The organism is Cytophaga sp. FL35, from assembly GCF_014349235.1.
Classification (GTDB): Bacteria; Bacteroidota; Bacteroidia; order Flavobacteriales; family Flavobacteriaceae; genus Euzebyella.
Window position 1 is genome coordinate 36146 of the sequence record NZ_JACSOH010000015.1, and the last position, 21868, is coordinate 58013.

The 21868-nt window shown below is 39.9% G+C and carries 17 protein-coding genes; 9 read left to right on the forward strand and 8 right to left on the reverse strand.

Features of this window, described 5'->3' with window-relative positions:
• Nucleotides 1-5: 5 nt before the first annotated feature.
• The 3 genes from BIZ36_RS12985 (at nucleotide 6) to BIZ36_RS12995 (ending at nucleotide 3275) form a co-directional block, all read left to right on the forward strand.
• Nucleotides 6-1739, forward strand: coding sequence for a RagB/SusD family nutrient uptake outer membrane protein (locus BIZ36_RS12985; protein ID WP_187458335.1), 1734 nt, complete (start codon nucleotides 6-8; stop codon nucleotides 1737-1739).
• A 17-nt stretch (nucleotides 1740-1756) separates the two neighbouring features.
• On the forward strand, nucleotides 1757-2614 hold the full coding sequence (locus BIZ36_RS12990; protein ID WP_187458336.1) for an endonuclease/exonuclease/phosphatase family protein: 858 nt from the start codon (nucleotides 1757-1759) through the stop codon (nucleotides 2612-2614).
• Nucleotides 2615-2747: 133 nt separating this feature from the next.
• Nucleotides 2748-3275, forward strand: a complete 528-nt coding sequence (locus BIZ36_RS12995) for an RNA polymerase sigma factor (RefSeq protein ID WP_187458337.1) — start codon at nucleotides 2748-2750, stop codon at nucleotides 3273-3275.
• An 83-nt stretch (nucleotides 3276-3358) separates the two neighbouring features.
• Here BIZ36_RS12995 and BIZ36_RS13000 read toward each other — a convergent pair whose 3' ends face one another.
• The 4 genes from BIZ36_RS13000 to BIZ36_RS13015 all read right to left on the reverse strand — a co-directional run bounded on the left by BIZ36_RS13000 (nucleotide 3359) and on the right by BIZ36_RS13015 (nucleotide 10022).
• Entirely contained in the window at nucleotides 3359-4933 is a 1575-nt protein-coding gene (locus BIZ36_RS13000) for a RagB/SusD family nutrient uptake outer membrane protein (protein ID WP_187458338.1), read from the reverse strand.
• Between the two features lie 20 nt (nucleotides 4934-4953).
• The gene (locus BIZ36_RS13005) at nucleotides 4954-8328 is read right to left on the reverse strand and encodes a TonB-dependent receptor (protein ID WP_222937385.1); all 3375 of its coding nucleotides are present in this window, start codon (nucleotides 8326-8328) and stop codon (nucleotides 4954-4956) included.
• 143 nt (nucleotides 8329-8471) lie between these two features.
• The gene (locus BIZ36_RS13010; RefSeq protein WP_187458340.1) at nucleotides 8472-9416 is read right to left on the reverse strand and encodes a FecR family protein; all 945 of its coding nucleotides are present in this window, start codon (nucleotides 9414-9416) and stop codon (nucleotides 8472-8474) included.
• 72 nt (nucleotides 9417-9488) lie between these two features.
• Entirely contained in the window at nucleotides 9489-10022 is a 534-nt protein-coding gene (locus tag BIZ36_RS13015; RefSeq protein ID WP_187458341.1) for an RNA polymerase sigma-70 factor, read from the reverse strand.
• A gap of 230 nt (nucleotides 10023-10252) precedes the next feature.
• On the opposite strand from BIZ36_RS13015, the gene BIZ36_RS13020 reads away from it, so the two are divergent.
• The gene (locus tag BIZ36_RS13020) at nucleotides 10253-10885 is read left to right on the forward strand and encodes a chloramphenicol acetyltransferase (RefSeq protein ID WP_187458342.1); all 633 of its coding nucleotides are present in this window, start codon (nucleotides 10253-10255) and stop codon (nucleotides 10883-10885) included.
• 154 nt (nucleotides 10886-11039) lie between these two features.
• Complete coding sequence (locus tag BIZ36_RS13025) at nucleotides 11040-11213, forward strand: hypothetical protein (protein ID WP_187458343.1); 174 nt, start codon at nucleotides 11040-11042, stop codon at nucleotides 11211-11213.
• A 24-nt stretch (nucleotides 11214-11237) separates the two neighbouring features.
• On the opposite strand, the gene BIZ36_RS13030 is transcribed toward BIZ36_RS13025, so the two are convergent.
• The 4 genes from BIZ36_RS13030 to BIZ36_RS13045 are packed head-to-tail and all read right to left on the reverse strand — an operon-like array spanning nucleotide 11238 to nucleotide 14642.
• The gene (locus tag BIZ36_RS13030) at nucleotides 11238-12548 is read right to left on the reverse strand and encodes a DASH family cryptochrome (RefSeq protein ID WP_187458344.1); all 1311 of its coding nucleotides are present in this window, start codon (nucleotides 12546-12548) and stop codon (nucleotides 11238-11240) included.
• Nucleotides 12521-12679 (reverse strand): DUF2256 domain-containing protein, encoded by a 159-nt coding sequence (locus BIZ36_RS13035; protein WP_187458345.1) that lies wholly within the window; start codon nucleotides 12677-12679, stop codon nucleotides 12521-12523. The genes BIZ36_RS13030 and BIZ36_RS13035 overlap by 28 nt, the downstream gene beginning before the upstream one ends.
• Nucleotides 12654-13991, reverse strand: a complete 1338-nt coding sequence (locus BIZ36_RS13040) for an ABC1 kinase family protein (protein ID WP_187458346.1) — start codon at nucleotides 13989-13991, stop codon at nucleotides 12654-12656. Before BIZ36_RS13040 ends, BIZ36_RS13035 begins: the two co-directional genes overlap by 26 nt.
• Complete coding sequence (locus tag BIZ36_RS13045; protein ID WP_187458347.1) at nucleotides 13992-14642, reverse strand: TetR family transcriptional regulator C-terminal domain-containing protein; 651 nt, start codon at nucleotides 14640-14642, stop codon at nucleotides 13992-13994. It lies immediately after the preceding gene.
• A 323-nt stretch (nucleotides 14643-14965) separates the two neighbouring features.
• Between BIZ36_RS13045 and BIZ36_RS13050 the strand changes: the two genes are divergently transcribed.
• The 4 genes from BIZ36_RS13050 (at nucleotide 14966) to BIZ36_RS13065 (ending at nucleotide 21821) form a co-directional block, all read left to right on the forward strand.
• Nucleotides 14966-15532, forward strand: a complete 567-nt coding sequence (locus BIZ36_RS13050; protein WP_187458348.1) for an RNA polymerase sigma factor — start codon at nucleotides 14966-14968, stop codon at nucleotides 15530-15532.
• Between the two features lie 120 nt (nucleotides 15533-15652).
• Nucleotides 15653-16798 (forward strand): FecR family protein, encoded by a 1146-nt coding sequence (locus BIZ36_RS13055; protein ID WP_187458349.1) that lies wholly within the window; start codon nucleotides 15653-15655, stop codon nucleotides 16796-16798.
• Nucleotides 16799-16888: 90 nt separating this feature from the next.
• Complete coding sequence (locus BIZ36_RS13060) at nucleotides 16889-20284, forward strand: SusC/RagA family TonB-linked outer membrane protein (RefSeq protein ID WP_286174758.1); 3396 nt, start codon at nucleotides 16889-16891, stop codon at nucleotides 20282-20284.
• A gap of 31 nt (nucleotides 20285-20315) precedes the next feature.
• Entirely contained in the window at nucleotides 20316-21821 is a 1506-nt protein-coding gene (locus tag BIZ36_RS13065) for a RagB/SusD family nutrient uptake outer membrane protein (protein ID WP_187458350.1), read from the forward strand.
• Nucleotides 21822-21868: the final 47 nt, after the last annotated feature.

Here is a 21868-nt window from a genome sequence, read left to right on the forward strand (position 1 = left end):
CCACTATGAAATTTAAATTTATCATACTTATCTGTATTCTCTTTTTTAGTAGTTGTAGTGACGACTACCTTGATAAAGAGCCCTTATCCGATGTTACGGCAAATAACTTCTTTTTAAAGGCGAGTGATTTGCAATTGTACACCAATGGTTTTTATAGAATGTTTCCTAGTACCTCCATTTACAATGGGGACGCCGTGGCGGACAATATTGTAAGCACCACTTTGAGCGATGAGATGCGGGGAGCACGTACCATACCTACCACAGGAGGTGGTTGGGACTGGGCAGATTTGCGAGACATTAATTTCTTTTTGGAGAACTATGAGAAATGTGATGATGAGGCGGCCAAAAAGCACTTTAGTGGCGTAGCCTATTTCTTTAGGGCCTATTTCTATTTTGAAAAACTAAAACGATTTGGAGCGGTTCCCTATTATGACAGAACGCTCAGTGCAGAAGATATGGAAAGTCTTCAGGCACCTAGAGAGTCAAGACAGTTTGTAGTCGATAGGATATTGGAAGATTTGGATCGCGCCATTGCCAACCTAAATGAAGAAGTGCAGGCGTATAGAATTACCAAGTACAGTGCTTTAGCCTTAAAGTCAAGAGTTGGATTGTATGAAGGTACTTTTGATAAATATAGAGGTATTTCCGGTTACGAAACTTATTTAAATGCCAGTGTAGATGCTTCTTTGGAACTCATACAAAATTCTCCTTATACCGTCTATAGCACTGGAAATACTGCAACGGATTATATGAATTTGTTCAACTCCCATGATGCTATCACGGACGAAATGATTTTAAGCAGGCAATTTGATCAGTCGGTAGCGGTAGACCACAACGTTAATTATTATACCACTACTTCCTCGTATGGGAGACCTGGTATGCCCAAAGATTTGGTCAATAGCTATTTGATGGCCGATGGTTCTCGTTTCACGGATTTGCCCAATTACAACCAACTGTTCTTCACCCAAGAAGTAGAAAATAGGGACCCTAGACTCTCACAAACCATAAGAACCCCAGGTTATACAAGAAAGGGGGAGTCCATGGAATTGGCACCCAATCTAGGGGCCACCATGACTGGCTACCAACTTACTAAATTCGTAACCGAACCGGTATTTGATACCAATGACGAGTCAATTACGGATTTGCCCATTCTTAGGTTTGGAGAGGTATTGCTCAACTATGCCGAAGCCAAGGCGGAATTGGAATCGCTTTCTCAGGCAGATGTGGACATTTCCATTCAATTGCTTAGGAATAGGGTAGGCATGCCCGGTTTAAGCCTTTCAGATGCCAATGCCAATCCAGATATTTTTCTTGAAAATCAGTATCCGTCGGTAACTGGGATCAATAAAGGTGTGATCTTGGAAATTAGAAGGGAGCGTAGAATAGAACTTTATATGGAAGACCATAGGTGGGATGATGTAGTCCGATGGAAATCTGGGCAGACACTTACACAACCCCTACGCGGACTTTATTTTCCGGGCGCAGGGGAATATGATATGGATGATGATGGTGCTATAGATGTGGTACTTTATGACGGAACCGAACCTGCCAATCAAGTTCAGGGAGTGCAATACATTCGTCTAGGATCGGATATTTACTTGGATGAGAACAATCTCATTGATCCGCAACCCGATTTTAACAATAGGAGTTTTGATGAAAATCGTGATTATCTATATCCCCTTCCACGGATAGAACTTCAGTTGAACCCCAATCTTGAGCAAAACCCAGGTTGGGACTAAATCTGAAAATCATGAAGATGAAACAAAAATTAGTAGGCTTCCTATGCGCCATTCTACCCATGTTGGTTGCCGCGCAAGAAATAGATAAGGTCAGTGCCATGACCTTTAATATAAGATATGCCAGCCCCAATGATGGGGTCAATATCTGGGAAAATAGAAAGGATTGGCTTTGCGAGTTGATCAACTTTAGTGAACCGGATGTACTGGGGGCTCAAGAAGTCATTAAGAAGCAACTTGATGACATGGTGGAACGGTTGCCGGGCTATGAATATTTTGGGGTAGGTAGAAATGGAGGCGAGGAAGGGGAATTTTGTCCTATTTTTTATAATAAATCCAAGTTGGAAAAGCTGGATGGAGCTACTTTTTGGTTGTCTGAAACTCCAGCGGAAGTAAATTCCAAGGGGTGGGACGCCTCATTACCGCGAATCGTAACTTGGGTAAAGTTGAAATCGAAAGAAAATGGAAAACACTTCTATTTCTTTAATACCCATTTTGATCATAGAGGGGAGAAGGCCCGAGTAGAAAGTGCTAAACTATTGAGGGAGCAAATAAATAGTATTGCAGGTGATAGTCCTTTTCTCGTTAGTGGGGATTTCAATTTTACACCTTCTGCTGAGGCTTATCAAGTTTTGCTTCATGATTCCTCGGTAGATTTAAAAGTGATGGACACCAAAAATGTGGCCAACAAGGTTTATGGTCCGGAGTATACATTTAATGGTTTTAAATTGGAGCCGAACAAGGAAAGGGAGCGTATTGACTATATGTTCACAGGAAATGGGGTTTCCGTAGAAAAACATCATGTTATAGATGGGCAGAGAGGGAGAACCTATGTTTCTGACCATTTTCCAATAGTAGTAATTGTTAGTTTGCGTTAGTTTCATTTCATAGTGCCGTCCTGTAGAAGGGGCGGCACTTTTTATCTAACCATAATATAACTAAGACATAAGATTGTAGTTACCGTAACCAGTACGCACTAATGTAATTTACGGGCCCAACACCAAGCAAACAATGAATTTTCAACTTTCTGATAGCGTTTTACTTAGTAGGGTAAAAGGTGGTTGTAAAGAATCCTTTCGTATCCTTTATGACAGGTATTTTGATTTCCTGTATCAGTATTCATTTACCTTACTAAAAGACACACAACAATCTCAAGATTTAATTCAAGAACTGTTCGTTCAACTTTGGGAAAAGAAAGGGTATCTAGAAATTACTAACCTCAAGAGTTATTTGACTGCAGCTTTAAGAAATAAAGTAATCAATACGTACAGAAACAATAAATACGTTGATTTGGATGAAGAATTGATATCTCAATTGGTGAGCCCCATAATAGGGGATGAACAACTAGAGGAGAATGACTTGGAAATGGAATTCAATCGCATTTTGAACAATTTGCCCCGTAAGTGCAGAAACGTTTTTTATTTAAGCAGAATTAAAAACTACAGAAACAAAGAGATTGCGGAAGAGTTGGATATTTCCATTCGTACGGTGGAGACCCATATTAGTAATGCCCTTCAATATTTTAAGGTCTTGCACTGAATTTTAAAAGACACTTTAGTAAATTTAACCCATAAAAAAACCACCAACTGCTGTTGGTGGTTTTTAAATAAATGGCCGTTTGGTTAATAGCCATTGTTGTCACTTCCTAAACTCGGATTTCTCTGAAGTTCAGGGCCTGGTAAAGGCAACAACATATGTTTGCTTTCAATTTGTTTTCCATTTTCGGTGGTGTGTCCAACCGCATCTACAAAAGTGATGGTTCCCGGAGTGTTGGATACGGGAAACTTTCCTGTACGAACAATGTCGAACCAGTTTCTAAACTCAAAAACCAATTCCCGGTGCCTTTCCTTCCAAACTTCCTCTACAAAAGCAGTGGCTCCCAAACCGGAAAGTTCCGAAGTAATCGTGGCGGCATCCGTATTCCAGTAGGCTCTTCCCCTTACTTGTGCCAAGTAATCGACCGCATCGGCATTCACACCGCTACTCATAGCAATGGCTTCGGCAGCGATCAATAACACATCTGAGTAGGTGTATACGGCAAAATCCTTACCTGATCGTGCAGTTTCAAAAATGGCGGTATCATCATGCCAAAAGAAAGGAGCCGTTTCAAATGTTTGCCCGGTTGGGACATAGGTGCTATGAAAGAACTGTCTTTCTTGTGCTCTTAAATCCATTGCCTGATCATAGAAATCCAAAAACTGGTCGCTAGGCTGGTAAGCGCCATTGGTAATGTCATACAATACTTCCGATGCCAAAGCTACCGGGTAAGAGTAACGTGCATAAACCGCAGTACCAATTTCCGGGTCGTATTCCTTAATATAGATATCCTCAGTGGCAGAGGCATCTCCCTTTCTCAATTTGTTGTAAGCGGAATTTTCCAAATCTATGGCACCATCCACTTCATCGTGCTGTACCAAAGCATAAGACCCGTATTCACCATTGATGATGTCCTGAGCCAAAGTGGCTGCATCCGCATACCTATCGGCATTTAATGGGTTTCCGCTCATTGTCAAATACACATCGGCCAAAAGGGTGGCTACAGCACCTGCAGTAATTCTCTTTCCGTTATCAACCATATTGGTCGTTGGTAGGTTGCCTTGATTGAGGGCTTCCGTAAGATCTGCTTCGATCAACGCATAGATATCGGCTATCGGACTTCTTTCCAAATAAAGATTTTCCAGCGACTCGTACGGTTCCGTGGTCAAAGGCACTGGACCGAACCAACGTACCAAATAATAGTAGGAGAAAGCTCTAAAGAACTTGGCTTCTGCCAATAATTGGTTTCTTTGTGCATCTGTAAGTTCGGGAGTTTCGGGAATATATTTGATGGCATTGTTAGCTCTGGAAATCCCTAAATACAGTTCCCTCCATCGATCTTGTAAATATGTTCCAATATTATCGCCGTTGAGCGTTAATTGTTGGGTATTGCTTACGTGCAATTCCTGACCGGCATATTCATTGGTGAAAAATCCGCTCATATAGGCACCCAACATTAATGGGGTACCGCTATATACGCCACCATCCGTCATTTGTGGGGCTCCGTTCCTATAAAGTGAATTAACGGCACTAAAGGCTTGGTCCGGTTCTGAAAAGAATTGATCGGAACTCAATTCGCTTAACGGTTCTTCCTCAAGGAAATCGTCACAAGACCCTAGAAATACGAGTCCCAATAAACAAGCTATATATTTAATTTTCATGTTATTTTCTTTTTTAAGCATTAAAATTTAAGGCTACAACCCAAAGTGAACGTTCTAGGTTTTGGGTACTGGAAGAAGAAAATGTTCTGTCCCCATTGGTTATCTTCCCAAGAAGAAGCTTCAGGGTCATACCCTTGGAAGTCCTTGGAATGGATTACGAAAGCGTTTTCAACGCTTACATATGCCCTAAGATTGCTAAAACCAAAAAGGTCTAAAAATTGTTGGTCAAAGTTGTAACCAAAAGAGAACAGGTTACCTCTAATGTAAGAACCGTCAACCACCCAGCGGCTATCTACCTGACTGTTCTGTCCTGCATAGGCTTGGTTTCTAATTTCTTGAACCATGGTGTTTTGGTTGTTCTCCGTCCAACCATCATAAAGAATAGTGGCCAGACCATTGGCAATACCGGAACGGTCTTCGGTAGAGTGGTAGAATTGTTGCATAATTTCCACACCTGCCACGAATTGGATATCCGCGGTAAAATCGAAATTCTTATAGCGGAAGTTGTTAATAAAGCTTCCGGTTACATCAGGAAGTCCTTTACCAAGAATCTTCTTGTCGGCAGAACGTTTGGCTTCCCCAGGAACGGCACCTACAGCAGCAGCTTCGGCAGCTTCATCGGTTCCCCAAGTACCCAATCTTTCATATCCATAGAAAGAACTTAAAGATTCACCAACGCGAAGAATGGTCTGGCTACCCGATACCCAGAATGGACCTGGCTCTATGTCCTCATCGTTTTCACCTAAGCTCTCGATGGTATTTTTGTTGTAGTTCATATTGAAGGATGAATCCCATCCAAAATTCTCACCACGTACAATATCACCACTGATCATGGCCTCGATACCTTTGTTGGACACGGAACCAATATTATCCCTTACGGAAGTAAAGCCTGTAGTGTAAGGAACCGGTCTGTCCAATAAAAGGTCTTTAGTCAACTTATCATAATAGTCGAACTCTAAACGTAAACGGTGGTTAAATGCCGATAAATCGATACCAATATCAAACTGGCTTGTTTTTTCCCATTCCAATCCTGGGTTGGCCAATCTGTTGACCGAAGCAGAGCTTACACGAGTACCGTTTAACAATACGGTTCCAGCAGATACCGTTGCCAAAGAACTGTAAGGGGTAATTTCTGTATTACCGGTAATACCGTAGCTACCACGTAATTTCAAACGGTCAATGAATTCTACGTCTTTCATGAATTCCTCTTCGCTAATGTTCCATCCCGCACCGATGGATGGGAAGAATCCGTATTTATTGTCTTTACCGAATCTTGAAGAACCATCTGCCCTAGCGGTCAAGGTCAATAAATATTTGTCATCAAACGTATAACCAGCCCTAACAAAGTAAGAGTTTAAAGCCCATTCTTCGGTCTCGGATTCGGGCGCGTTTGGATTACTGGCGGAGCCAATATTGTTGTACTTAAAGAAATCATCACTAAATCCTCTAGCGAAAATATTGGACGATTCATACTTTCGTTCCTGCCAGCTCAAACCTAACATGGCGTTGATTCTGTGCTTATTAAAATCTTGGGTATAGGTCAGGTAATTTTCCTGTTGCCAGTAGGTGCTCTTTTCGTTAAAAATTCTTCCATAACCATCAGGAGCGGAAATATTGACCAAATCCCTTGGGGAATATTCCTTTTTGTTGCGGATGTTCTTGTCAAAACCAAACTGACTTCTTAAATCCAATCCTGGAAGGATGTTGAAGTTAACATAGAAGTTACCGAACATCTGGTTTCTTTCCCACTTACGCTCTTGGGTTTCCAGAACATGTACTGGGTTGGCCATGGATTCCAAGTTATAGGCATCCGAAATCATCTGGCTATTGCTCCAAGTTCCATCAGGGAATTTGACCGGAAAGATAGGAGGCATCTCGATCATGGTACGACGTGGGGATTGGCCCCCGCCACCTTCTTCAAATTCCGTATCCTTTACATCATTGACCATAAGGTTGACACCAATTTTTAGCCAATCTTTTGGAGTTACGTCATAGGCAATCTTACCACTGATACGGTCCAATTTGTTGTTCAACATTATACCCTCTACATGAGAGTAGTTCAAGAAAACGCCCACAGAAGAATTTTCATTTCCTTGCTGAACCGAAAGTTGATGGTTGGTAGAGAAGGCTGTTCTGGTAGCCTCATCTTGCCAATCCGTATCATATAACGGATTTCCGTTTTCATCGAACAATCTTGGGTCGTCGGTCGTAAATACTGGAGCCGGCGAATCTGGACGGTATTTTGGAGTGTTTTCCATACCGGTTCTAACAACTTCTAGCCATTCCTCGGCATTTAGTAAATCCATTTTCTTACGGATGCTACCAACGCTGATAAAACCATCATAACCAATGGTTACTTTTCCTTCTTGCCCACCTCTTTTGGTCGTGATCAAAACCACCCCATTGGCACCACGGGCACCGTAAATAGAAGCAGAGGAAGCATCTTTAAGAACCTCCATTCGCTCAATGTCATTGGGGTTGATGAATTTGATGTCATCCATTACAACACCATCCACCACATAAAGAGGGTCAGATGAGGAGTTGATGGTACCTACACCACGAATAACAATTCTTGGGGACCCCGTTGGAGAACCGGAATTTAAAAACACGTTTACACCGGCAACCTTCCCGCGCATTCCCTGCAATGCATTGTTTACGGGGGCTTTAAGAAGTTCTTCGCTGCTTACGGCGCTAACGGCACCGGTAAGGTCTGATTTTCTCTGTGTACCGTACCCTACGACAACTACCTCTTCCAAGGCGTCTACATTTTCTTCCAAGGTTACATTAAGGGTTTCTTCCCCGGTAACTTCCACTTCCTTGGTTGTAAAACCAATGTAGCTAAAGGAAAGAACATCGCCGGCATCTGCCATGATGCTATAATTTCCATCAAAGTCGGTTGCGGTTCCTTTTGAAGTCCCTTTTACCAAAACGGTCACACCTGGTATGGGGGTTCCCGCATTATCGGTAACCGTACCTTGCACAGAAAACTGTACGTTGGTCTGGATAAGTTCATTGATTTTTTGCGGACTTAGGGCGGTAGGCATTTTTTCTACCTGACTGTTAAGGAGGTTTTCAATTTTCTCCTTTAATTCCGGATTGTCCTTTGGAAACAAGATGATTTGGTCCCTAACAAAGCTGTAATCTATGTTGGAATTACCGAACAAGGTCTCCAAAACCTCGGTTAGGTTCTTGTTTTCTACGCTAAGCGATTCTTTTCTGTAAACATCTATAATACTGTTGTTGTAAAAAAAGCTATAGTCGCTTTTGCGTTCTATTTCGTTGAGTATCTTCTTTAACCTTACGTTATTCACTTCTAACGAAATGCTTTGGGCCTTTACTTCAGAGGCAAATAGTTTCCCTAAAGAAATGGCCAATAATATGACGTAGATTTTCATTATCCTGATAATAGGGATCTTTGAAAAAAAATGATCCTTTTTTTCCATAAATTTGAATAGTTTAAGTTGTTTAATTACTAGGTAGTTAAATAATTTTCTAAGGAGGAAGGTGTTGCAGCACTTTCCTCTTCTTTTTTACGATGTTATTTATTCATATAGAGCGTGATTTTAGTGTGGTTCTTTTTAAATAAAATGGGTGATGATACCTCAAAAAGGTCCAAGATCTGTTCAATGGTCAAATTGTCAAAAACACCTGTGTAACGGTAGTTCATGATTTCGGGGGATGCTACTGAAATAGTTACCTTGTATTTTCTTTTAAGATCGCTTATTACTTCTCTTATTGGGGTTTCGTCATAAACCAGCTTTCCCTGTCTCCAAGAAGTTAGATTCTCGGTTTCCACCTTGTCTATAATGATCTTATCTTCATTTTTAACATAGGTTGCTCTTTGGGAAGGGTTGAGAACCACGGTCTTGTTGTCCTTTTCCTCAACCACACGCACCTTTCCACTTACCAACGTGGTTTCTACATTTTGGTCCTCAGGGTAGGATTTAATGTTAAAAGAAGTTCCCAACACTTGAATTTTTACGCCATTGTCCATATGAACAATAAAGGGCCTTTCTTCATCATGGGTGACGTCAAAAAAAGCTTCTCCGCTAAGGGTTACCTCCCGTATTCCTTCCTCAAACGAGTGGGGATAAGTAATGGATGTATTGGAGTTGAGGGTGATTTGGGAACCATCTGGTAGTACAACGTCCTTATTTTCGCCTATAGTGGTGGTTGTCATTAGAACGGCAACTTTCTCAACGGATGGTTCCCGAGAAGGTTGTATTAAAAATACGGCAGAACCTATTAAAATGGCTATAAGCGCAGCATAACCAACTAGTTTATAGAGGCGGTTACGTTTGGCAATGGCTCTTTCATGACCATTGTACTGCGGATTCTTAAGAAGTTGGGCTACATGCTCCGCCTTCAACTTATGGTACCTTTGCTGTTGCTTAGGGTTTTTTAGGAGCCACTTGATAACCTCCTTCTTTCGTTCGTTCGAAAGCCGGCCTTCTACCAATGCTTTAATATCCCTTTTATTCATTCTTAAAAAAATGGTGAGTGTTTATAGCAAGACGAAAGAATTAAAAGTATCCCCTAGTCTACATGGCAAAAATTATAAAAAAAGCATAGGGAGATACTCCTTCAGAACTTGTTTTAGCTCTCTTAGGGCCCGTGAAATATGGTTTTCTACGGTTTTTGGTGAAATTTCCATTTGTTCGGAAATTTCTTTGTGCGCCATTCCCTCCATTCTACTTTTTACAAAAACATTTTTACATTTTTCTGGAAGGTGCGTAATGGCTCTTTCAACTACCGACTGTAATTCTTGGGAAATAATTTGTGATGAGGCATCATCAGAAAGTGCGCTATAATTAAGCCAGTGCTCTTGCTGGTCACTGGTGGATTCTTTGGAGAGTCGGTTCTTTTTACTTCTTAAATAATCTAGACAGGCATTTCGGGTCATACGATAAACATATCCCGTAAAATTGGAAGTAACCGTAAGTTTCTCCCTTTTTTCCCAGAGCTTGATCAAGACATCATGAACTATTTCTTCAGCATCTTCTTTGTTGCCTATATAGCTATGGGCAATGGTAAAAAGCTTGGGTTTATAGAATGAATACATCGTATTAAAATCATCTTCGTTACCCATTGGGGGCAGAGATTTGATTTTAACATTTTGTGAATATTCTAGCATTATTTTCTGAAAACCGAAAAGTATTAGGTGAGCAATTTACAAATTCTTAACTAAGTAGCATCTTAAAAATGAAGTACCTTTTTGTGTAATGGATTGCATAAAGATGATTGCCACAAACTATCTTGTATATCATGTAAGACTACTTCTTTACCTATCTTCGTCTAGCAATAAAAACCATATTCGCCATGAAAAAGGAGATTGAAATAAAGAATTGGAAAAGGAAAGATCACTTTGAGTTTTTTTCTCAATTTGATGAACCCTTTTTTGGGGTTACCGTGCGTATCGATTGTACGGAAGCTTATGCGGTAAGTAAGAAATATGGATATTCTTTTTTTCTCTACTACCTGCATAAGGCGTTAATGGCGGCCAATGAAATAGCGTCTTTTAAATATCGGATATCCGAAGGGAAAGTTTTTGAATATGATTACGTGAACGGATCACCTACCATCAATAGGGAGAACGGAACCTTTGGTTTTTCATACATTGAATATCGGGAAGATTTTAAAATGTTCTGTGAGGTAGCCCGTAAGGAAATGGAACGAGTTAGAAATTCTACGGGTCTTATGCCGGCAGTTTCGGGTGAGAACGTTATTCATTTTTCATCATTGCCATGGATAGATTTCACATCTATATCACATGCTAGGCATTTTCAATTTCAGGATAGTTGCCCTAAGATTTCATTCGGGAAGATGACAGAAATGGATGGTAGGCGCTCTATGCCTATTTCTGTTCATGTACACCACGCCTTAATGGATGGTTTGCATGTAGGCAAGTTCATTGAGCGGTTTCAAGAGTTGATCTCCGAAGTACATGGATAATTGAAGCGAATGATTTACCAGATACGCTGTGCTGTCAATCGTATTTTTTCAATCACTTATCGAATTTAAAAAACGGTCTTTCCTCTCTTTTTTTAAAAGTGGTAACTTAACCCATCTGAACGAAACTAAACTATTCCGTTCTTATTGCTACTGGATGAATACATTTACAAAGGGTGAGCTAAAAACGCTATTGGAAAACGAACCCATTAAATTGGTGGACAAGGTTTTTCTTTTGGCCAATGGAATGATCAAGGTATATGGGTATAGCAAGGAAAAAGCCTTTAGGCAATCGGTTCCTATTGCGCGGGATTGGTTCGAGAAATTATGATCAAAAAAAAGGATACATTCCTTCTCAGAATAAACTATTCTGGAGCCATAATGTCTGAAATTTTCCCTGAGCGTCATATCGTTCTGCCTGCAGACGAACATTGAATTTTCGGTCCCTGGGATCGTTGCCCACTCCGGCTACGTACATCCAATTTCCATAATTACTGTGAACATCGTAGTCCAAAAGCATAGCTTCAAAATAGGCAGCACCAATGCGCCAATCCAACAACAACTCCTTTGCGAAATAACTGGCCACATTCTGCCTTCCCCGATTGCTCATCCAACCGGTATTTTTTATTTCCAACATATTGGCATTGACAAAGGAAGATGAGGTCTCTCCGTTGATCCATTTGTGAAGCAGTTTCAAATCTGTTTTCCATTCGTATTCCTTTTCAAGGATTCCTTCTTGTCTAAAAATGGCATTGCCATGTTTTAGAGAGATGTATTTAAAATAATCGCGCCAAATAAGTTCAAAAAACAACCAGTAGGTGGAGTCGTTTTTGACTATCTCTTTTTCATATTCCTTTATTTTGTGGTAGACGGTTCTAGGGGACAAACTCCCGTTTGCCAACCAAGGTGAAAATTTGGAACTATAGTCTGTACCTATGAGTCCATTGCGGGTTTTTTTATAAACGGAAAGCTTTTTACTTTCCCAAAAATAGTGGTCAAGCCGGTTTAAAGCTTCATTCTCCCCTCCTTGAAATGGAAAAGCGGTTCTGGCGTCGGTATCAAACTCTTCATAGCCCAATTCGTTTAAAGAAGGGATACTTGAATGCTGATGGATGGTGTTTTCCTTGGGCATTGCTTTAGGAAAGGGTACCAAATTTCTAACAGATGCCTTCTTTTCGCAAATTTTTCTAAACTGGGTAAAGACTTGCGGAATTTGATTGAACGAAAGCGGAACGTCTTCAGGGTGAAATAAAAATTGATCGAAACTTTCTGTGAAAGTAACATTTGGGGCTACCACGTTTTTAACTCTATTAAGGCGGTCCAATTCCTCTTGCGTCCATTCTTTTTGAAGAAACACCTCGGTTACCTCATATTCGGTTACCAGTAGAGGGAATACTTTTTCTGGGGAGTCGAAAAAGGTTAGAAGGCTAATATTCAGCTGAGCTAAATTTACTTCTAATTGTTGAATTGTTTCCAATAAGAATTTCGCTCTGAATTTTTCGGTTTTTTTAAATCCAAAGGTGCCAATTTCAAACTGAGAGGGAACAAAAAAGAAGACTCCAATTACCCTATTTCCTTTGGCCATGGCTCGGGCCAAAGAAATTTGATCATGGGTGCGTAAATCGTTTTGAAACCAAACTAAACTTGTTTTCTGTTTGTCATGCATCTGTGGCTGCAATATTTAATATTGTCCCAATCCTTCTCCCATTTTTTACGCCATGAAAAAGGCCGGTCACAAACAGGGCACAGTTTTGTGGGCAAATGTAATTTCTTATGCACTTTTACTAAGGTTTTCATTTTGTGGCATATATTGATGAAAATTAGTTACCTCAATTTTTGCCTTTAAATCGTGTAAAAGATTATATAGTCCAAAGAAAGTTCTATTCATGTATAGAAAGTGACGTGACCCTCTATTTCCGTTCATTTTTCTCAATTGTGTATCATTTTGGAACTGCTCGCTAAGCGAAGCTATTTCGGTCCAAAAACGCTCATCTGAAAAATCAAAAACAGCACTGTTGAAAGGCCTGGTAAACAGACTGAGCATCTGATGGAATATTTTCGAAAAAAACGCTCGTTCTTCAGGGGAATCCGTAGGCAACAGAATTTCCAATTCCATCATTTTTTTCTCAAAAATGTCCGGGTTATTGATATTCTCTTTTTTGGCCAGCTCAAAATAGGGATTGTAAAAGTCATCCGGTATTTGTTTGATGCATCCAAAGTCAATGGCAATTAGTTCCCCGTGTTCATTCACTAAAAAATTCCCAGGATGTGGATCTGCGTGAACGCTTCGTAGCCCGTGGATTTGAAACATATAAAAATCCCATAGGGCCTGGCCAATTTTATTTCCCTCTGTTCTACTAAAATCCGTTTTGGTGTATTCCGCAAGGTGAATACCCTTCATCCAATCCATGGTCAAAATTCTTTGGTTGGATAGTTCTGGATAGTAATTGGGAAATTTAAGGTTGGGCAGGTGCTTACAGGCTTTCGTAATAGCCTTACTTTGCTCCAATTCAAGTTTATAATTGGTTTCTTCCAGTAATTTTCCCTCTACCTCTTTAAAATATTTTTCACTGTCCTTACCCTTAAGATTGAACATCTTAATGGCGATAGGTTTAACCAAGCCCAAATCAGATGAAATACTATCTGCCACCCCAGGATATTGGATTTTAACCGCTAACTCCTTACCGTCTTTTTTCGCCCTATGAACTTGACCAATACTAGCGGCATTTACGGATTCTGAGGTGAATTCATCAAACAATTCTTCCGGATATTTTCCAAAACTTTTTTTGAACGTTTTTCGCACCAGTGGCGCTGATAAAGGTGGAACGGAAAATTGGGCCAATGAGAATTTTTCAACATACGCCTGGGGAAGAATACTTTTTTCCATGCTCAGCATTTGGGCAACCTTAAGGGCACTACCCTTTAGTTGTTTTAAGCCGTCATAAATATCCTTGGCATTTTCTTGATCCAATTGCTCCCGAGCACCTTCGTTGGCCGTTAATTTGTTACCATAATATTTAAGGTAATTTACACCAATTTTGGCACCAGTGCCCACCAATTTACTGGCGCGCTCTAATTTACTTGTGGGTATACTATCTAATGTTTTCATCTAGGCCATTTGCTCCTTCCAAAGGAATTTTCCAAAATCAACAATACTCTCCAAAGGAGTGTTATCAAAAACGTCAAAAGCTGTATTCACGGATTTTTCAATGGCAGCATCCGTTTTTTCAAAGGCAGGGGAATCATCCTTGACCCAAAAACGTAAAAGAAACATGAATTGAAACCAAGCGGCCTCCGAAAATACCCCTTTAGGTTGTTTTAGTATTTTTAAATTCTTCTGTTCATTGGCATTTTCAACTAACTGTGCTGTAAAATCCTTAAAATGTTTTCTTAGCCCTTTCAGTTGCTCCAAGTTTTTGAGCATCATATCATGTTCCTTAAGAACAAAAAGAACGTAGCTCCTGTTAAGTGTGAGCATTTCAAACATAGTAAAGTAGTAGGAGAGAAGCTTGTTCTTATTGGTGTAGTTCTCGAAATCTTTGTTTTTGTGCAAGAGGGAAATGGTTTGTGTGTGAAAAGCTTTCCAAATCCCCTTTTTTAAAGTATCGAAAGAGCCAAAGAACTTGTAAAAATCCTCCTCCTTTATTTTTTCTTCCTTACAAAACTTGTAAATGGAGCTGGGAAAGTGTTCGTTTTCCATTACATAGTTCATGTATTTACCAATTAAGGCTTGTTCCGTGAGCTCTTTTTTTGTGGCCATATCTTTTTCTTTAGATAGGTTAAATTTACAAAACGTTTAACTATCTGTAAAATACATTAGACAAATTTAACTATTAAGGATATCCTTTCTTTTGGATGGAGTTAAAATAGAAGGAGAGGAAAGGGATACCTACTATCAAAAGGAGCAGCATAGTACAGGATACCTTTTGTTATTAAACTTACTATACTTGACTTTGGTGGTAAAAGAATTTGCTAATCAAAACATTCGTCCATTCTCAAATTTTTATCTGCTAAACTCTTTAAAATAGGGTGTTTTAGAGGAGTTGGTTGCAACTTAATTTATGCCAAGTAACTAGTTCACATATGTCTGTTCAAGTAGAACCGAACATAGTAGAAATTCAAAAAAGGAATCATCTAGCCTTTAAGAGGTTGTTTGATTCATTGTATGGTGAATTAGTTATTTATGCTCAAAACTATCTTTATGATGAAGATTTAAGTAAAGATTTGGTGCAAGAAGCTTTTGTGAAAATATGGGAGAAAGCCGACAGACTTCAGATTCAGACCAATCTTAGGGCATACATGTATGCTATGGTAAGAAATAAGTGTTTGAACCACCTGAAAAAATACAAAATCAGTGATAACGCCAAGTTTTTAGAGGAGCAGGCAGTTCTAGAATTTCAGGATCTTGATGAAGATATTGAATTTGATGAATTACAATTACTGCATCATAAGGTTCTTGAAGTGATGGATAGTCTACCACATAAAATGAGAACTATTGTCGAGCTCCGTTTCAAAGCAAGCTACCGTTATCAGGAAATTGCCGATGAATTGAATTTGTCGGTCAATACGGTTAAAACCCAATTACAAAGAGCAAAGGCCAAATTTTCGGAGCTTATTCTATTTCTACTGTTTTTATTTATTAATGTTTAAGACCATTGCTCGTTTTTAATAAACTTTTCTTTTTATGTTAAATTTTATCATTTTGATAAAATTTTGTCACCCATTTTGAAAATGTCGCTGTCTACTCTGTGTAAGCACGAAGTGTCTGTTATGGAATTTAAGCTAATTATTAAAAAACTCAATAATACTTTAACCGAGTCTGAAGCCAAAATCTTTGACGAATGGTATGCTGAATCGCCGCGGCATCGTGCCTATTTTAAAAGGGTTGCAAAAGAGTATAATTCTAAAAGTAGTCCTGAACTAAAAACAAAAGAAGATTGGACAAAAGTTCTCGCTAAAATAGAGAGAAGAAAGAATAGAACCGTCTTCTTTAAGTATGCTGCCTTGCTGACCATCTTTTTAAGTGTTGCTTCGCTGTGGTGGGTAAATAAACATAATGCGACGAACAGTACGATAAAGCCAACGCAAGTTTTGACCACAGTTGAAGAAAAAATTGAGACGGGAACAAACAAGGCCATTTTAACTCTTGAAGATGGATCAAAAGTTTCGTTGCACAAAGGTCAGAAGTATGTAACGAGTTATGCATCGAGCAATGGCGAACAACTGGTGTACACACAATCAGACAAAAGGCAAAGTAAAACATCCAAAAGTAATATTCTCGAAATCCCCAGAGGGGGGCAATTCTATATAGTATTGGCCGATAGTACGAAGGTTTGGGTCAACGCAGAAACAAAATTGAAATATCCGGTAAGTTTTCAGCCCAATGAAGAAAGACAGGTTGAACTGGTTTATGGTGAGGCTTATTTCGAGGTATCCCCTAGCTCGAAACACAACGGTTCTGCCTTTAGTGTAAAGACTGGACATCAAGCGGTAAATGTTATCGGCACAGAGTTCAATATTAAGGCCTACAAAGAGGAGGTCCTCATTTCAACTACGTTGGTAGAAGGCAAAGTAAACATAGATAAGGGTGATGGAACAAAAAAGTTGACCCCCGGTCGTCAGTCACAGTTGAACAGGGTTACCAACGCCATCAATATTGAAGAGGTAGATGTCTATAATGAAATATCATGGAAAAACGGACTCTTTAGTTTTAAGAACAAACCGTTAAAAGACATTATGGTAGTGCTTTCTAGGTGGTACGACTTTGAGGTAGAGTTTCAGCGAAAAGATATTGAAGAAATTAAGTTCAACGGTGTTTTTAGAAGGGCCGAAGACATCACCGATATATTAGAAATCATTAAAAATACCAACGAAGTAGATTATGAAATCAACCAAAAACGAATCACTATGAAATAAAAAAAAGGGAACGGAGTCTAGATCTGACAAATTTAAACCTCCATCCCCCATGTACATTGATCAACTTAAAATTAACCAACAAACAAATTTATGAAAACTAAACTACTTGAGGGCGGTCTATGCTACCTTAAGACCTCCCTATTATTTACCATGAGAATATTCATTTTGTTCTTTACGATTCTTTCGTTTGGATTTAGCCCTGAAAATGGATTTTCTCAAAACGAAAGGGTAAAATTTAACTCAAACGAAATTCTTTCGGTTGAAGAAATTCTTGAAGTTGTCAAAAAACAGACGGATTATAATTTTATTTATCGTTCGAATCTATTTGAGGGAAGTCCAAAAATAAAAATAGCCAAGGGCCATATTCGAATTGAAAAACTTCTTGAAAAGTGCGTGTTGTCGGCCGGACTGGAATTTGAGTTTGCCAATGAAAACTCAATCTATCTAAGAAAGAAACAGGTGGCGAAAAAGAAAAAGGAAGCCCAAACATCGGTTACGGGTACGGTAACCGATGCCGACGGAATACCATTACCAGGTGCGAATATAGTCGAGAAGGGCACCACCAATGGGGTAACTGCTGATTTCGATGGTAAGTTTCAGATAGCGATTGCCGATTCAAATGCCATTTTAGTGGTTTCTTATATTGGCTATGCCAGCAAAGAAGTATCGGTAAATGGCCAATCAACCCTTCAGGTTATGCTTGAGGAAAGTGCTGCGGGCTTAGATGAGGTGGTGGTTGTCGGCTATGGCACCAAACGAAAGAGAGATATTGTTTCCGCAGTTTCGGTAGTAGATTTAAAAGAGGTTAAAGATGTACCGGCCACTGATATATCAAGAATGATTTTAGGCCAGGCCCCTGGGGTAGTGGTGAGTCAAAATTCCGGAAGGCCAGGTCAAGAAATGGATATAGTTATACGTGGTCTTAGTTCTTTGGGTGCCACCAGTAAACCTTTGTACGTCGTTGATGGGTTTGCAATCGGAACTTCCACTGGCCTTAGCATCGACCCAGGTGATATTGAGTCGATAACAATTCTGAAAGATGCCGCTTCAACGGCTATTTATGGTGCACGAGGATCGAACGGGGTTGTTTTGATAAATACGAAAAGTGCCAAGGCAGGTCTTACATCGGTCACCCTAGATGTGGTTTCAGGCATACAGAACATACCGAGTGAACGAAGAACCAAAATGCTGAATGCTGTTGAATTTGGGCAATTTCAAAAAGAAAGTTGGGTCGATAAATTTATATTCAATGAGGGCAGGGAGCCAGCTGAATCTGAAATTCCCCTGCGTATAAGAAACCCCGAGAACAATACTACTTATACTGATTGGCAAGATGAAATAATGAACAGTGCGGCATTATTCAAAAAGTATAATCTTACCGTTACTTCAGGGGGTGAGAGAAGCAATTCTATTATCTCTATGGGTTATTTGAATCAGGAAGGCGCCATCATTAAAACCAATTTCGAGCGCTTTAATGTGAGGGCCAACATCAATACAAAGATTACCGATAACATAAATATTGGTCTAAATGTAACCGGTTCAAGGTCAAACGAGCGATATATACCTGAGGGCAGTAGAGATTTGGTTACCGGAATTGCCCTTTGGGCAGACCCTAGAGAGCCCATTTATAACGAAGACGGTTCGTTCAATAATTATTTAGGAGGATATAATGCCGACGGAGATTTGATTTTCGGTAGTTTGAACCCTGTTCAACTTCTACATGAAGAGAAAAATAAAAGACATATAAACAGGCTTTTGTCGAATATGTTCGTTGAGGTCAATTTTCTAAAGGATTTCAAGTTCAAATCATCGGCCAATGTATCTCTGATTGGTCAGAGGGTCAATTCGTTTAGGCCCTCTACTTTGGCCTCTAACGGATTTAATGGTCCGCCTCCGAGAGATGCAAGTTTATCTGAAGCATATGCCGAGGAAATCAATTGGTCTGCCGATCAATTACTTTCGTACTCGAAGTCTCTAGGCGAGTCTCATGGTCTAGATGTACTGCTTGGCTATACCGCGCAAGAGGCAACACTTAGAAATATTGGTTCGCAAGGCACTAAATTTCCTGATGATCAAATTCGATTTCTACAAAATGCGGAAATTTTCAGTGTCAATTCCGGAGAAACAAGTTGGAGTTTGTTGGCTTATTTTGCCAGGTTGAACTACGATTTTAAAGACAAATACCTACTGTCGGCCACTTATAGAAGAGAAGGTAGCTCAAGATTTGGATCGAATAATAGATGGGGAAGTTTTCCGGCCGTTTCTTTAGGTTGGAGGGTTTCAGACGAATCTTTTCTGCAAAACGCCGATTGGTTGAACGATCTAAAACTCAGGGCAAGTTTTGGGGTAACAGGCAATAATAATATCGGTAACTACCCGAGCCTTTCAACATTGACATCCTCCAATTATATATTAGGAAACAGCTTCGCACCTGGTAAGGTGCTGAACTCTTTGGCCAATCGTAATCTAGGATGGGAAGAATCGGATCAGTTCAACTATGGGGTCGATATAACAATTCTAGATAACACATTGGTCTTTACGGGGGAGTACTATAAGAAAACTACTGAGAATATGCTGTTGCCGGTAAATATTCCGGTAATCTCAGGTTTTGAGTCCACCTTTACGAATATAGGTAAGGTTCAGAATACGGGTATTGAATTTGCTCTTGGTTACCGTAACAGTATCGGAGAAGACCTTCGTATTAGAAGTAATTTCAATATTTCATTCAATGATAACGAGGTCTTGGCGATAAATGATGATAATGACCAAATTAGAAATGGTGGTTTTTATGGTACAAACAATGTTTCTCAAGTCGGTCGGCCTATCGGTATGCTTCATGGGTATAGAAATTTGGGAGTGTTCAACACTGTTGATCAGATCAATTCAAGTCCAACACAAGATGGTGCCATACCCGGCTCATTCATTTATTATGATGCCAATGGTGACGGAGAGATTTCATATGATACCACAGATTGGGTAGAGATTGGAAATCCGCATCCGGAGTATGTATGGTCGTTTAACTTGGGCCTAGATTATAAAGCGTTTGATTTCAATGCGATTCTGACCGGTGCCGAGAATTATGATGTTTATAGAAATATAGAATCTACAACACTCAACCTTGATGGTGTTTTCAATGTAGATGCGAGGGCAAAAGAAAGATGGCGTTCTGCCGAAAACCCGGGCAATGGCAGGGTACCCACCACTACCTATTGGAAATGGGAAAGAGAGTCGAACTCTTTCTATGTTCACGATGCCAGTCATATATGGATCAAGAATGTCTCTTTGGGGTATACCATTCCTCTAAACCCCAAGGGAGCTATCAGAAATGCTCGTATCTATATCAACACAGACAATCTCTACTTGTTTTCAGATTTTCCGGGAGGAAATCCACAGGTTAGTACGGCAGGCGGTATTAATCCCGGTCGAGACGATTCAGCTTATCCGGTGCCTAGAACGGTAACCTTAGGAGCAACCCTGTCATTTTAAACTCAAATCAACTATCTAAAAAAGTAAATCAATGAAAACGATATATAAAATAGGAGTTTTTATTCTGGCGGCTTTAGTATTCTCTTGCAGTAAAGACTTTCTTGATAAGACCGACCCCACCCAATTAGGTGAAGAAACATTCTACAATACCGAAAATCAGTTAGAACAAGCGGTTTTTGGTATTTACGGGCAATTGCAAACCATTACCGCAGACCAATGGTTGTTGCAAGAGTTCGTCTCCGATAATACCACTGTGCATTTTAACGAAGGCAATAGGGGGCAGGGGCCGAACATAGAGTCGGTAGAATATTGGCAAATGAATTCGAACACTAGTTTAATCTATACTGCATACCGAAATATTTATAATACATTGGGTAACATCAATACGGTGCTTTTTAAACTTTCTGAAGCTGAAATTGATGCTACTTCGAAAGCAAGATTGGAGGGCGAAGCCAAATTTTTCAGGGCGTATTATTATTTTTTATTGGCTCAATACTTCGGTGATGCCATTTTGATTACAGAACCGATTGAGGATCCCTCAAAATCTTTTGAATATTCCCGTTCACCCGAATCAGATGTGTATGAACTGATCAAAAGCGATCTCGATTTTGCTGCCTCCGCTTTACCGGCTGTTTATGATTCTTCAGAAACAGGCCGAATTACGAAGGGTGCGGCTTTAACTTTATTTGGCAAGGTTTACTTGACTTTAGCAGACTATAGCGAGGCTAAAACAACTCTTGAAGCAGTAATCGATTTGGGCATATATGATTTGTTACCTGATTATGGGGCTGTTTTTGATCCTAACAACAAGAACCATGCTGAATCAATTTTTGAAGTACAATTTCAAGGAGGCAACGATTTGGGTGAATCCAGTGGTTTTATCTATAATTTTTATCCGCTTTTTTCGGAGGGTGCAGTCACGGGTTTTGCTGGTATTAATGGGGGTGGATGGAACATCCCTACCAATGACCTCATTAGTTCCTATGAAGAAGGCGATTTGCGCAAAGCGGTTTCAATAAGTGAAGGCTACATCAACAACAATGATGAGTATGTGCCGATACCTTTCATAGAAAAGTTTCATCACCCACATTCCATTCAGTCAAGACCTGATGACAACTGGCCTGTGCTAAGGTATGCAGATGTGCTTTTGATGTTGGCGGAAGCCATCAACGAAGAATCTGGCCCGAATGCACAAGCCTACGGCTACTTGAACCAAGTTAGGGAACGTGCAGGATTGGAGTCTTTGGGCGGCTTGTCACAAGGTGAGTTTCGTGATGTTCTAAGGCACGAGAGAAGAATAGAACTGGCATTTGAAAACCACCGTTGGTTCGATTTAAAACGTACCTTTAGTACAGCTGAGCTAGTTAGCTTCTTAAATGCCCATGGTGAAAGAGAAAGAAACAATCCTACTACGCCTCGAGGCCAAATAGGTTTTTCTCCGTCCGATTATCAGTTTGATGCTTTTGAAGTGCTTTTCCCGCTGCCGGAAAGAGAATTGTTGGTAAATAAAAATTTAAAGCAAAACGACAGATATTGATCTCTTTAGATTGAAGAGTTGGTAAGTTGATATAATTCTATCGACAT